We start from the raw sequence: 14743 nt of genomic DNA, 5'->3' as shown, positions 1-14743 counted from the left end.
AGGTCCGCATTGGCCCCGAAGGTCCGCGTGCTGACCTGTTGCCCCGCGCCGAGGAACTGCTCGTCGAGACCGGCGGATACGCCGACGGTGAGCAGCTCCGCCCCGCGGAAAAGGTTGCGGTTCTTCCAGGTGACGGACACCTGGCCGCCGGTGGTATTGTCCGATCGCGTCAGCCCGGTGACCTGGAACTGGATGGATTTCTTGGGCATGGGCGTGAGGTAGTAAAAGGCATTCAGCTGGTGGGGCCCCGCGGTGTCGGTCTCTTCAAAACGCGCCTTGACGAACTTGTAGACCCCCAGCGTGATCAACCGGTTCAACGACAGGTTGTGGTCGTTCCGGTTGTACACGTCACCGGGTTTGAAAACCAGGTTGCGGCTAAACATCACCGGCCGGAACATGTGCGCGGTGTCGAGGATTTTATAACCCTGGAAGTTGACCAGGTCCTTGCGGTCGGAGGTATCGGTATTGATGTCATAGTCGGCAAAGACGACGACGTCGTGGATGCGGTAAATGTCCCGGGCCTTTTCGGGCGTGGTGGGAATGAGGCGCAACGTGGCGTCGATCTGGCGGTTGCCGACGGTGGTGTCGGCGTCCAGCATCAGGTAGTCGGGACCGAAATAATAAAAGCCCTTTTGCTTGAGCCGGTCGTCGATACGCGTGCGCTCGGCCTTGACGACGTCCAGGTCGTACTGGCCTCCCTTTTTGAGGAAAGAACGGCGTGCCAGCTTACCGATGTCGGCGACCAGGGTGTCCCCGGGACCCAACGCCAGCGTGTCTGTCTTGCCCCCGCCCGGGACGCTGTCTTTGCGCGCGCCCCCCGCCACCGTAGTCGCCCCGGGATAGCGGATGCTCCGGTAGGTGTACGGCTGCGTGACCTCCGCGGTGTAATGGTCGGTCCAGGTTTTTTTCTTGATGTCGCTGTTCAAAATAACCGTGTCAAAAAAGTACCCCTTGTTGGCCAGCCGGTTTTGCAGGACCTCGCGGTTCTTGGTGGCGATGGCGGTGCTCGCCAGCACCGGTGGCTCGCCCACCTTGTATTTGAGCCAGTGTCTGAGTCCCTTGTTCTTTTTGGGCGTCCCCGCGAGGTAATAAATCCAGAGCTTGTATTTCCAGCCCAGGATGCTGGCGTTGGGCGCGGGGCGCAAGAGGGTGGGGAGGTCGTCGGAGAGCGCCTTCCGCTGGGTCTTGGTGACGTTGCCGGTGGACTTTACGTCGACCTTGGGTTTCTCATAGAGGAATTGGCCCTTGCCAAGGTGCTTGGTGTAGTTGCAGGCCGAGGCGAGCAACAGTAGCGCGAGTGCGCCCACGATCGTAAAACGGCGGCTATTTTGCATTCTTTTTGCGCTTCCTTTCTTCCAGTTTCTCCTGTATGTATTTCCCGAATATCTCGCGGAATTTATTATAATCGAGTGTCAGGATAAAGCTCACACCCGTTTCGATTACCTGTCCTTCGACGACCACCTGGTACTGGTTCTTGCGGTAGGCCCGGACCATGTAGCGGCCGTCCTTGGTCAGCTGGTAATCCACCGACAGGTCTCCCGCGATGTTGGACGCGTTCTGCCCCGGGTAGGCGCCCGCCAGTTCAAAGTCGCTCCCCACGTTGACCTTGACGCGGTCGTTGAAAAGGCTTTTGGAGACCGTCACCGCCAGGTCGGTCTGGTCGACTTCCTGGCCCGTGGAGTAGTCCTGCGTGTTGTTCAGCGCGAAGTTCACGTCCACGCCCTTGATCAGGCTTGCCGCGAGGTCGTTGAGCTGGCTGGCCAGCAGCTGGCTCGCGCTCTGGAAGGCCATCTGCGCGGCGCTGGTACCCCCGGCCCCGCTTTCGAGCGGGTTTTCCCCCACAAAGCGGCCCAGCAGCAGCAACGCGAAGACCTGTTTGTTCAGCTCCGAGGGGTCGTTGCGGAGCTGTTGCAGCTTGGTCTCCACGTCCGGCCATTGCAGCGACAGGCTGGAAGGCAGCGTGACGTCGAAGGTGATCACCGGCTTCAGGAGCTCGCCCGTCATTTTGAGCGCCACCGTAAACGGCAGTTTTTGCTTGAACTTGTTGACGTCGGTTTGGGAGCGGCCGGCGATCTCGTTTTCCACGAGGTCGATGGGCGCCGTATTGATCGGGTAGTCCGCGATGAGGTTGATGATGGCCAGCGTGGGATCGCCCGTCCAGGTGATCGTGCTCCCGCGTTGCAACAGGAAGGTGCGTTTGAGCAGCTGGAGGGTGAGGTTGTAGGACCCCGACTCGATCTCGTAGGCGCCCGTGAGCGTCGTCTTTCCACTGGGGTCCATCCCGAAGTTCAGGTGCGACCGCCCCCTGATCCTGAGCGCGTCCCCGTTGCGCTGGTCGATGACCATCGTGAAACTGGCGGAGCTGTCGGTCTCGATGTTGGCGCTCATGTTGAGCCCGGTCACGGGGGCCGTCCGCGTCAGCGAGTCCAGCTGAACCTTGGTCAGGATCGTATCCCCCGGGTGGTCCCTGTCCACGAAGCGCACCACGCCCACCCGATTGACCACTTCCGGGTCGGACTCCGGCAGGACGAATGTAAAGTCGGTTTGCTTGTTGATCCGCAGGTCGCCGTCCATTTTGGGCGCTGTCATGTCGCCTTCCAGGTTGACCGCGGCATCGATGTTCATCTTTCCATAGAACAGACGGTCGGGCCCGGCGGTCGCGTTGACCGCGCGAAAATTGGTTGCGTTGAACGTCAGGTCAAAACGCATCGTCCGGTAGTCGGTCGTGTATACGTTCCCGTCAATGGTGGCCTTATTCTTCGCCGAGTCCTGCAGCGCGAACATGCTGAAGTTAAAACCCGTGTTGTCGAATTCGATCGAATCCCGCGAGAGCAACAGCGGCTCCCCGGTAATGTGCGGCGTGATGACCGCGTCCTCGAAGTGCAGGTGCCCGTCCGGCACAAACTTGGCAGGCGTACCCGTAATGTGCATGTTGCCCTTGAGCTGTCCCCGGATGTCGTCCAGCTGCCCGGCCGCAAAGGGTTGCACCGCGCGCAGGTCGAAGGCGTTCAGGCGCAGCGCCAGGTCCATGCTCCCCGCCGTGTCGCTCCCGGTGGCCGTCATGTACTTCCCGGTCAGCGACAGGTCCGTTGCCTTGCCCTTCAGCGTCACATCCGCCGCATAGGTATTGGCCACTTCGTTGTTGACCTTGAGTGCGAGGTTCCCCAGCGTATCCGATTTGACCGCGAGGTTCGTAACCGTCAGGTCCGAGGTAAACACCGGTCCCTTCGTCACGTTGCGCACATCCGCCTTCCCATCCAGCGTCCCATCCGCGATCACCGAATCCTGCCCCGCCGCGTTGGTCAGCGTCGCCAGCTGAAAATGGCTGAACGCCACCTCCAACGGCGCCTGCGGCGTTGGCTGCAGGCTGTTGATGGTCATCGACTGGTCCTTATAGCTGAGCCGCACGTCGTGCGCGACGATCCCGCTGGAGTCATAGTGAATATAGTTGTCCCGGCTCACCGTCCAGACGTTGTGGTTGAGGAGCAGGCTATCCGGGTCCAGGGAGATCGTGTACCCGCTGTCCTGCCGGGCCTTCACCGCGACGCGGTACCAATCCTTCCCCCCCGCGTCCTTTAGCGTGACCGATGAGAACAGCGCGTTATCCGCCACGTGCCCGCCGACGGTCGCCTGGTGCAACCGGAAACCGCCAACGGACGCGTGCCCCACCGATAGCCGGTAATTCAAAGCGGCGGCGGCCGTCGCTGACTCCAGGTCGAACCGGTAGACCGTATCGGCCCCATAGCGCAGGTGCGGCGTCGCCAGCGACAGGCGCCAGTCGTGCGCCGCGCTGTGGAACGTCGAGTGCAGCCCGATCGTATCCGATCCCTGTAAGTCGGGCACAAACGTCAGCAACAAGGGCGTGGGCGTGATGCGCGCGTGCAGGTCCCAATTCTGCTCCGCAAAAACAGTATCCTTAAACCCCGGGATGGCGTAGTAGTGGTTGATCGTGGATTCCAGCGCCAGCGGCAGCTGTGTGAGCTTGTAGCGCCCGTTCAGGTCCAGCACCGCCGGTTCGGAATAAAAATGTATGTATTGACTGTCCAACGGGTGCGTCGCCACCAGCGCGATGCTGTCCGCGTGCAGGTACCGCGCGCCATTGAACACGATCCCGTGGAGCAGGTCCAGGTTGCCCTGGAGGCTGTCCGGGTTGGTGCTGGCGAAGTCCGCGCGGAGCAACGCGCTGGCGCGCAGCGTATCCTTCACCAAATGGAGCGCCGTCGCGTCGAGCGTGTCCAGCTGCAGCGTCAATTGTAAAGCCGGGTATCGGCCTTTGCCTTTGAGCGAGGCGTCCAGGTTGTATTTGATCGCCGGGTCGTCTATGTCCGAATGCACCATTCCCGCGCCATCGGCAAAGTGCACCGTCAATCCCAGCCTGGTGTAGTCATATCCGCGGATCATCCCGCTGTCGAGCAACAAGTGCAGGTCGGTTTGCAGGGTAGGGTAGGAGAAACCTTGCCCGCGGGCGTCGGCCCGAAGCGTCAGGCGACCCACGTTCGTGGACTGACCCAGCAGGTAACCGAGGTCGAGGGAATGCGTGGCGATGCGCGCGTCATAACTTTTAGCCGCCAGGTTCATGCGCCCTTCCACGTGCGCGTTGCCGTTTGGGGTGACCGCATCCAGCAGCGCCTGGAAGGCGTTGGTCGTCCCCCGGAAGCGCCCCTTCGCCGAGAGATCCCGCGGCAGGTGCAGGGTTGCCGGCAACGCGGAGGCCGGGACCAGCGAAACGATGTCCGCGGAGTCCGTGACCAGCCGCAACAGGTCCACATCATAAAAGGCCTTGGCGGCATTGGGCATCCCCTTGATGTTCCCCTTTATCGCGACCACGGTTTTGCGCAGCCCGCGTACCTCCAGGCCCGGGATGTCCATATCGGAGACGAGTCCTTTGACCTGTCCGTTGATATAGACCGGGCCTTTCAGCGGCAGGGTGGGCGCGAACAACAGCACATCCCGGGCATCGATGGTGCTCCGGTCCAGCCGCGTATCCACATACAACAGCTCCAGGTGTTTTGCCAGCGTATCGATCGACGGATACCGCGCTTCCGTCTCGTTGCGGATCTCCGAATGGTCCGTCTGGATGACCAACCCCTTGATGGTGGATTGCTTCGACCCGTAGACGATGTCACCCGCGAGCTTTTTAAGCGTCAGCCCGCTTTGCTCGCGGAAGGCGATGTTCCGGACAAGTACCCGGCTGCCTTCCGGTGCATAACCGACCCGATCCGCCTGCAGCACCAAATCCGAGACCTTCATATGGTTATAATCCATGCCTTTGGCGACGCGCTTCCGGGTATCATTGTCGTAGGTCAGCTGTGTGCTGTCGAGGCGGATCGTCTTAAACGCAAAACTGTTGCGCGCCAGGTCGACGCTGTCCGTCGCCACCGCGAGGTCCTTGAGGTTCACGCCCGCGCGCATCCGCGAAACCTCGTTGGCGTAAGCCAACAGCATGCGGCTCAAGTGAATCGTGCCCAGCGAAATCGAAGGCGCCGCCGCCGTAGCCCCGCCCGCGGACGCCGACGTGTCCGGCACGGCCGGCGGCAACACCCCGCTGGGTTTATACTGCCGTACCCGCGCCGTAAACCCGCCGAGCGTAATATCCGGTACCGAAAACCGGTGGTGCTTCAAGTCGAATTCGCCGATGTGCGTCACAAAGTCGCCGAGGTCGACGTACGCCTCGTTGCCGGTGGCGTCGTCCTTATAGGTCGCTACGATGTTCGACAGGTGAACCGTGCCCAGGGCAAACGAAAACCCACCCGTTGTATCGGCAGCCCGGGTCGTCGTATCCGGCGCCCCCGCGAAAGCCTTGATGATATAGTCATAGTTGAAGACGGTATCCCGGCCCAGCCGGTACACATTCGCCCGGATGCCCTCGAGCGACAGCGAGCTGACGTCGATCTTATGCCGGAGCAGCCCCCACATCGAAATGTCCACCTGGACCTTAGACCCCGCCAGCAGGGTGTCCCTGTGCTGGTCCTCGACATAAATCCCTTCCAGGACGACCTGTTTGGGGAAAATGATCCGCAACCGGTTTAACCGAACGGGTGTTCCAAGCTTGCGTTGGAGGTAACTGACCGCCTTTTGTTTTGCGAACTGCTGTACGGCAGGCACCTGTATTAGCAGCAGGAGCACGATCACCAGCACGATGATCCCCCCGAGGAACCAGAGCACGATACGTAGTGATTTCTTAACCAGGCGTTTGACGGTCATAGGCATCGGTCTAAAAAGTACAACTTTTGTACCGCCTTAACAATACAGGGACCACAACCAGGGCTTTTTCGCCTAAATTTGCGCCTGTAAAATCAGTTTTATATGGTAACGGCAGATGGGCAAAAGGATCTACTCCATCCCGATAGCGCGTGTAAGGTCTGTGGCGCCCCCCTTTATTCAACAGACCACGATAACTTCGAGATCACCTATCATTGTTCCTCCGCGGCGGCCCGCTTCTGGGACTACGACCGCGGCACCCGCGACCAGGACGTGGCCAAGACCCACTGGGACAATTCCCGCGAAGAGATTTGCCTCCGCAAATAACGCCCGGCTACCCGGCAACCAGCGCCTTTAACAATAACATAAACTTGTAGGCTCTGGCCCTTTCGATAATTTTCAGGCCCTTAACCTAACTGCATGAGCGGCCTACCATCCACCGATGAGGAATTATGGGAGCGCGTACAGCTGGGCCACGTGGAAGCCTTTAACGAGCTCTTCCGCAGACACTGGCCCACCTTGTATCGTACGGCGCTTGCCCGAACCGACAGCCAGCAGGCCGCCTTCGACATCGTGCAGGATATTTTCATCCAGCTGTGGCTGCAACGGGAGACCCTCCACATCAAGGAATCGGCGATCCAATATATGCAGGGCGCGGTCCGTAACCAGGTGTTTAATTATTATCGTAATACCCGCCGGGAAAACGAGCAGCTCAAAGCCCTGAGCCGGTTCCTGGAAAATACGCACGAAGGGCGCCCTGACGATCCGGACGCCCGCGAAGTCGCCCTGGCCAAAGCGGTCGACGGCCTGCCAGGCCGCATAAAGGACGTCTACATCCTGCGCATCCACCACGCGTACTCCTTCCGCGACATCGGCGCGGCCCTCAATATAAAGCCCCAAACGGCGAAGAACGCCTATTCCAGGGCCGTCACCCTGCTGCGGGACCGGCTGGCGGAAGGCGTGATCCTCATAATCCTCCTCATAAGGCACCGTTAACGATTTGTTCATTTTCAGGAACAGTACCAAAGGGCGCATCCGGTTACTATAGGATTGATGACTCCTCACCGCAAGGCCCAAAGACTCTTAAAAAAATACCTCGAAGGAAAGTGCACACCTCCGGAGGTGGCGCTGTTGCACAGCTGGTACGAAAGCCTGCCCGAAGTGCCGGCAGCGGTCCCGGACGAGGGTGGCCTGGAGGCAAAACTGTCTGCCGCCATCTGGACGGGCATCCGCCAGACGGAAACACCCATCCGGCGGATGCCGGTGCGTTGGTTGGCGGCGGCTTGCATAATAGGTGTATTGGCGGGGGCGGGCGCGTTTTGGTGGTGGAGCGCCCGGGCAATCGAAATCAGCAACGATACTGCCACGGCAAGGGTCCTCACGTTGCCGGATGGCACCAAAGTATGGCTCAACGCGCACTCCACGCTGCGCTGGCGGCCCGGCTTCGCGACGGACCGGGCGGTCACCCTGGACGGCGAAGGATATTTTAAGGTCGCTCCCGACGCGGCGCATCCCTTCCGTGTATTGTCGAGGGACATCATCGCCAAGGTATTGGGTACGGAGTTCAATATGGAATCATATGCGGGTGAAGACCAGGAACGGGTCGCGCTCGTCAGCGGGAGCGTACAGGTATCGTCGGTGGACGGTCGTTTCGCGCCGACGATCCTCCGACCCGGTCAGATCGCCTCGCTGGCGACAGAAAAACAAGCCATCGAAGTACAGCCGGGGGACGCCACCGCGTATGCCAGCTGGGTATCGGGCGGCTTCACCCTCCAGTCCGTGCCCCTGGAGCTCGCGTTAAAAAGGCTTTGTCATAAATATGGGTATACGCTGAAGGCCGGTTTCCTCCGGGGCCGCCAGAAGCCGATCACCATCACGTTCAAGAACGAAGGATTTGAAGAAATACTGGCCAGCATTCTTTACATCAACCACTTGACTTACTCCATCCAGGATAGTGTCGTGTCAGTCCGTTAATTAAAACATTATAATGCGTACAAGTATCGCTTGGGTGCACCGCGCCCAAAGGACCCTTTTTTGCCTGTCGTGGCTCTTTCTTTTGTCCACCGCGCTGCACGCCCAGACCCCGGCGGGGCTGGGGGAAAAGGTATCCGTAAACCTCTCCAAAGTCTCCCTGGTCCGCGTGCTGGAAGAGCTCTCCCGGCAATCGAAGGTGCACTTCGTATACGTCAGCGAAGACCTGTCCGGTACGATCATCAATACCTTTGTCGTGGACCGGATGCCGCTGTCCGATGCCTTGAAAGAGCTGGCCAAAAAAGTGCCGGGGCTGGAGTACACCATTATGCCCAGCTCCATCGGCTTCCGCTTAAAAGGCCAGGCCGCGGCGGCGCAGGGCCCGGTGGACGTTACCGGGCTGGTCACCGATCCTGCCGGCGCCCCGCTTGCGGGCGTAAGCGTGGAGATCCGGGGTGACAAGGCCGCGGCGGTTACCGATGCCTCGGGGCATTTCCGGATCACGGCGCCAAACGGAAATGCCCTGCTGATCTTCACCTTCGTCGGCTATGGGCGCAAAGAGATCCGGGCGGCCGGTCGTACGGACCTGGCGGTATCCATGGGCACCCAGGGTAAGGAGCTGACGGAGGTCGTCGTCCAGGCCCGCCGCAAGGTCAATACCGAAGTAAGCCTGCTCAACGAGCGTAGGCTCAGCGGCATCGTCTCGGACGGCATCTCCGCGAAGAACATCGAAAAGACGGCCAGCATCACCACCACCCAGGCCCTGGCGCGCGTCACAGGCGTCACCATCACGGATGACAAGTACGTCGCCATCCGGGGGCTGGGCGACCGGGCCGTCATCGCCGAGCTGAACGGGGCGCGTTTGTCGTCCTCCGATCCCGACCGCAGCGCGGTCCCTTTGGACCTCGTGCCCGCTGCTTTCCTCGATAACGTCACGGTCTATAAGACACTCTCCCCCGACCATCCCGCCGACGCTTCCGCCGGCGTCATAGAACTGAAGACCCTATCCGTACCGGATTCCCTGACCGTACAATTCACGGCCCAGGGCGGGATGAACTCCACGATCGGCTTCGGGGGCAGCGTCAACTCGTTTCAAAATTCGGACATGGGTTTTTTGGGACAGAACGTCAAGACCCACGACCTGTCGCCTGCGTTCCTGAACCTCAGCCAGCAATACCCGGGCGGTCTCCAACAGATCCAGCAGCTGTTCATCGAAAGCCGGAACAGCCAGGCGGCGACGGCGGAGGCGAACAGGATCAATGGGATCATGCTGGGCTTCGACCCGGTGCTGACGACGTCCTATAAGCCGGCCCAGCCCAACCAGATCTACTCGGCCATGATCGGCAACACCTTTAAGGTATTCGGCCATCATCAGCTGGGAGTAGTCATCAGCGGCAGCTACTACCACCGCATGGAAGACCGGTACCACGCGGTACTGAACCAATACAGCCTGTACCAGGGCGTGGTGACGGGGTCCTCAGACATCTACAGCGCGCTCACGATCCCTAGCTTTATCACCCCGGAGTTTCCCCGGCTGGGCAAATACCTGGGCTTCCAGGAAAATTCCGGGACCGAAACCCTCAACTACGGCTTGCTGACCGGGCTCACCTACCAGTTCAGCTCCCTGCACGGCATACAGCTGCAATACATCACCACCCGCGGCGCGGAAGTACAGGGCAGCAACCTGACCGGCTCCTTTCAGAATACCGGGCTGCAGTTTCCCGTATACGACCAGGTCAACCAGCTCAAACAATCCTTCCGCGTATTCAATACCATCAACCTTCAGGGGGAGGACCGGCTGTGGAACAGTGCCGTGGCGCCGCAGATCAGCTATAACCTGAGCTCGTCCAAGTCCTCGGAAGACGACCCCGACTTCCGGTTCACGGACCTGGCGGACCTCAGGGTGTCCCAATACCAGGACGCCCAGGGGGTGGGCGTCACCTCCGATACCTATGCCTTTATCGTAGGCAGCGTACACGGCATAGGGCCGAACGGTGTGATCGGGGCCGATCCCAATGGCCGCAAATACCGGGAGCTGGACGAAGCCAACTACAACGCCAAAGCGGACGTCACCGAATCCTTCAACGTCGGCGGGCTGAAACAAGTCCTGAAGTTCGGCTATAACTACCTGGACAGGGACCGGACCTTTACCGAAAATATCCTGGGGCTGCCCGGGACGAACCTGGGGGGCGACGACGGCCTGCTCAACCAGGTCCACGGCAACCTCAATGAGCTGGTGTCGTATAACAACATCGGTCTTCAACCGGCCGGCTATGACCAGGAAGGGCAACCGCGGGTAGGGGGTTTTTTATACCAGATTAAAAAATCCCCGGATAACTATAAAGGCAACTACGGCACCCAGGCCTTTTATGGAATGATAGACGCCCATATCACGCGCCGGCTGCGTTTTCTCGGGGGTGTACGCTTCGAGTCGACCAACATCCACGCCCACGTCGATACCGCCAACGTGTACGACCCCCTGGCCAACATCCAGGCGATAAACTCCACACCGGGCGATGCGCAGACGATCACGGGACCTTCCACTTCCACGCCCAATACCCAGCTGGTCACGGGGTTTAAACCATACTATTCCGCCAACCTGACGTACACATACAACAAGAACATGAACTTCCGCCTGGCGTATTCGACCTCGCTGGCGCGGCCGGAGCTGCGGGAGCTGACCAACATCTACGAATTCGACCCCTTCCAGTTCGCCGTCGTCGTCGGGAATCCTACGCTGGTGAACCAGCTCACCAGGAGCGCCGACTTCCGGTGGGAATGGTTCACGGGCCCCGGGGAGGTATTTGCCGCTTCCGTTTTCGGGAAGCTGATCGATCACCAGTTGAACAAGGTGTTTATCTACAATTCACAGGGCAACCAGTCCCTGTATCCTGAGTTCCCCATCGTGGAATTCCAGAACGACCCCAACCAGGGCAAAGTATATGGGATAGAACTGGAGGCCCGGAAGGACCTCGGCACGCTGTGGGCCCCCCTGACACATTTGTCCTTTGGGTCCAACCTGATGCTGGCGCAAAGCGTCGTGGTCAAGAACCCGCAGCGGCTCGACGCCGACCGCATCAACGACCGCCGCTCCCCCACGACCAGCCCCCTCTTCGAGCAGGCGCCCTATTCGGCGAACGTCTACCTGGACTACGACAACCCCCGTTGGGGCAGCAGTTTCACGACCAGCTTCAACATCGTCGGGGAACGCCTGGTTCAGGTCCAGCTCGACGGCTCACCGGATATATACGACCGGCCGGTCCCGCTGCTGGACTTCGTGTTCAGCCAGCGGCTCAACAAGCACTTCCGGGTAAAGGGATTCGCCAAGAACATCCTGAACCCGCCCTACAAGCAGGTCTATGCCGACCCGGCCAATGACGGCAAATACCACGGGATCACCTATCTCCACCAGGAATACTACCGGGGAACCGAATACGAACTGGGTTTAACCTACAACATATTTTAACCATGAGACCCAAGCTTTTTATACTCGCGACACTCGTACTTACCGGCTGCGCCAAAACCAAGATCGATACCCTCCTGAACCCCACCGGCGACGAGGTAGCTACCAACTCCAGCGTCCGGCTGTTCAACTTTTACAACTACAACCTGGACGTCACGGTCAACAATATTCCCCTTACCGCCTATGGCCAGACTGCGGCCCAGGGCACCCAGGCGGGTCTAAGCCTTTTTCCCGGCGGGAGCTGGCTGAGCGAAGACAACGGCAACCCGTTCTTTGTGCCCAACAGCCTCGTTGCCAAGGACAGGAAGGTGCACATCCTGATCTCCACACCGCCTTTAACCCTTAATTCAACCTACAGCGCTTCCTCCTTTTCGCTCGCGTCCATAGATACGACGGTTATCGACGACCCGCTCAATCCCTACGACTACTATGCGCTGGCCACCGGCCACCTGCTACGGGTACCCCGCAACACGGCCGCGCCCTCCCAGCCTCAGAACTTCAAGATCCGGATCATCAACCAGGGCGCCGCCACCGATCCGAACAACCTGCAAGGCCCGGTGACGGTAACCTACGCCGACGGCAGCCCCGTTCCGGGTCTCGGTAACATCCCCCCCGGGGGTACCTCCGACTACGTGGAGCTGCCCTATGGCGCCTACATGTTCCGGCTCTTCGCCGACAACGACTACACCAAGGAGCTGGCGGAGCTGCCCGTGCTGGCGAACTTCAACAGCTGCGCTACGCCTACCCCTGAAATACAGGAGGGTATCTTCCCCCGGGTACGGACCTTCAAGCCCGGCGCCACCTACAGCATCGTCATTACCCAGAACATCGGGATATTCCAGGCGTGCAGCTACGCTACGCCTCCCGTGCCCTGGCCCTACAACGCCTACCGGATCGTCACGGAACAAAGCCCCGGGCTCAATACGACGTTTGCCCGCGTGGACGCGTTTAACGCGCTCCCGACGGTTCCCGTGACGGTCACGGTGGACGGTCAGCCCCTGGGCGGACAATTGCCCTACGCCGGGCACAGCGATTACGGCATCTATGTCCAGGGAACGCACCAGGTGCAGGTGCTGAACGGGGAAGGTACCGTGCTCGCGACCAGGTCGCTTACGCTTTCACCCTATGACAATTACACCGCTTGGGTGTACCAGAACCCCTCCGGTGAGCCGGACATCTGTTTCGCCAACACCGATATGACCTCCACCCTGTACCAGACCAATTCGACCGGGACCGTATTCATAGGGCAGAGCGGCTATCCCCCGATCGTACCGCCGGTGGACGACGGCACCAACGGTTCGATCCGCGTGCTCAGCACGCCGTATGCCTGGCAGACGCGGTTCCTGAACCTTACGCCGGATGTTCCCTACGCAACGTTCACGAATGACGGCACCCTGTTCACCGCTGGCGGGAACCCCAACGTGGGATATGGCGACAGCGTCAGCTACGCCGACGCCTCGATCAACCTGTCCCCGGGCTTTACAGCGCCCACGGAGCCGTTCATCATCTTTTCGTATAAATGCGGGTTCGGCCCGGTGGGAAATCCCAGCAACGGTTTTATCCCGAACATCGCGCCCTTTCCCCCGACCAAGATCCGGGTGTTCCAGTCCCAATCCGGCGCCGACGCCGTCGCACCGGGAACGATCTTATCGGGTGTAGCGCCCTTATTGGGGTCGGCCTACATAGCCAACCCGGCCTTATATCCAACACCCGGATTCATGCCGCAATCAGAGCCCGGCATCTACACCACGGCGCTGATTGGCCGTTATTATTCCGCCACCTCGTCGCAGGATGCAGCCCGCCTCGTGATATTGAAACATAACAAATGAAAAAATATTTCGCAATCGTTCCGGCCCTGCTGCTCTTGGTAGCGTGCCGCAAATACGCCGAAGGGCCGGCCACATTGAGCGGTGGCGCCCCCGCCTATCTCCGGGTGTTCAACGTGATACCCTTTGCGCTCACTCCTTTTAACTCGGCGGGGACCACGCCCTTTTTCACCTTCCTGTTCGATCCCCAGATGGATGCCCAGGGGATACCGAAGGGCGGCGCCATCGTGGGGGACTTCCTGGGCACCCGGCAATTGTATTGCACCTCTTATTCGATCAACGAGGGCAACGGCCTCAACGCTTCCCTGGATACCGCCGTCAAAACCGCCATCAATTACGAGTACCCGGGCGAGGCCCACGTGCTGGCCGCCCCGCCCATCAATGGATTCGACTTGTCGGCGTGGGCCCAGGTGCCTTCGGGCAAACACCGGGTATTATTTATAAGCCGTCCCCAGACCGATACCCCCTTCGCCAGCTTGTCCGGCACCATCCGGAAGTCCATCGTGATCGACACCACCATCGACCTGCAAGCCGGAGAAGTGTATACCCTGGAGGCGGTGGCCAAAAACCTGGACAGCAACCTGTATGGGGCTTACCTGCGCCAGGAGCAGTTCATCCACCAGAGTTTCAGCGATTCCAATATGTACGTGGGGCTTTTCAACCTGTCCGGAAAGCCATCGGCCATCAACCCGGCCGCGACCGGTTCTTACCCGGATTCCATGGACGTGAATTGCACCTATTACTATTTCGATGACATTTCCAACAATGCCAATGGCAGCTCCAGCGGAAGCTTTTACCTCCCGGTGCCGGGCTTTAACAACGCACTCCTGACGACCCTGAATGGCACGATGGCCACGACGACGCAATACTTACCGCTGCCCATATTGCCCAACAGCTATAATTACGACGAGCAGGGGATATTCCGGAAGTATTACGGTTACGGCCAGGGTAATTCGACCTACGGCACCCTGCCCAACATCCACTTGTACTTTACCAACGCCAATCTCTCGGGAGGCTTCAGCCTTAACCCGATAGAAGTCGATTTCGACCTCGACCCGGCCCTGATCAACGATGTGCAGCCTTATCTGCTCAACAGCGTGACCAACCAGGGCATATCGGCCCACAACAACCAGACGCAGTTCCAGGCCAGCATGAGCCTCTTTTCGAATTTTACCGGCACCATACGGGCGTACCCTTGCGTGAACGTCCTGGAGATCGTGTACAATACGATCTATTTTATGCGCATTCAGCCTGCATTCTATAATACGACAAACCGATGAAA

At 59.7% G+C, this 14743-nt stretch carries 7 protein-coding genes and 1 pseudogene; 6 read left to right on the top strand and 2 right to left on the bottom strand.

Annotated elements, in window-relative coordinates:
* Nucleotides 1–1334, bottom strand: a pseudogene (locus VL547_RS19730) (hypothetical protein); the annotation flags it as partial.
* Entirely contained in the window at nucleotides 1324–6204 is a 4881-nt protein-coding gene (locus VL547_RS19725; protein ID WP_325581147.1) for a translocation/assembly module TamB domain-containing protein, read from the bottom strand. The pseudogene VL547_RS19730 and the gene VL547_RS19725, both read right to left, overlap by 11 nt.
* Before the next feature lie 102 nt (nucleotides 6205–6306).
* Here VL547_RS19725 and VL547_RS19720 point away from each other — a divergent pair, with 102 nt between their 5' ends.
* The 6 genes from VL547_RS19720 (at nucleotide 6307) to VL547_RS19695 (ending at nucleotide 14741) form a co-directional block, all read left to right on the top strand.
* Nucleotides 6307–6528: a hypothetical protein gene (locus VL547_RS19720; RefSeq protein WP_325581145.1), complete on the top strand. Its 222-nt coding sequence runs from the start codon at nucleotides 6307–6309 to the stop codon at nucleotides 6526–6528.
* Nucleotides 6529–6621: 93 nt separating this feature from the next.
* A complete protein-coding gene (locus VL547_RS19715) occupies nucleotides 6622–7197 on the top strand; it encodes an RNA polymerase sigma factor (protein WP_325581143.1) in 576 nt (191 codons plus the stop codon).
* Between the two features lie 57 nt (nucleotides 7198–7254).
* Nucleotides 7255–8175, top strand: coding sequence for a FecR family protein (locus tag VL547_RS19710; protein ID WP_325581141.1), 921 nt, complete (start codon nucleotides 7255–7257; stop codon nucleotides 8173–8175).
* A 13-nt stretch (nucleotides 8176–8188) separates the two neighbouring features.
* Nucleotides 8189–11638 carry a carboxypeptidase-like regulatory domain-containing protein gene (locus VL547_RS19705; protein ID WP_325581138.1) on the top strand — a complete coding sequence of 1150 codons (3450 nt, stop codon included), beginning with the start codon at nucleotides 8189–8191 and terminating at the stop codon, nucleotides 11636–11638.
* A gap of 2 nt (nucleotides 11639–11640) precedes the next feature.
* Nucleotides 11641–13464 carry a DUF4397 domain-containing protein gene (locus tag VL547_RS19700; RefSeq protein WP_325581136.1) on the top strand — a complete coding sequence of 608 codons (1824 nt, stop codon included), beginning with the start codon at nucleotides 11641–11643 and terminating at the stop codon, nucleotides 13462–13464.
* Nucleotides 13461–14741, top strand: a complete 1281-nt coding sequence (locus VL547_RS19695) for a hypothetical protein (protein ID WP_325581134.1) — start codon at nucleotides 13461–13463, stop codon at nucleotides 14739–14741. Before VL547_RS19700 ends, VL547_RS19695 begins: the two co-directional genes overlap by 4 nt.
* Nucleotides 14742–14743 lie beyond the last annotated feature (2 nt).

Source organism: Dinghuibacter sp., assembly GCF_035492835.1.
In the GTDB taxonomy this organism is placed as follows: Bacteria; Bacteroidota; Bacteroidia; order Chitinophagales; family Chitinophagaceae; genus Dinghuibacter.
This window is presented reverse-complemented; position numbering and strand designations above follow the sequence as displayed.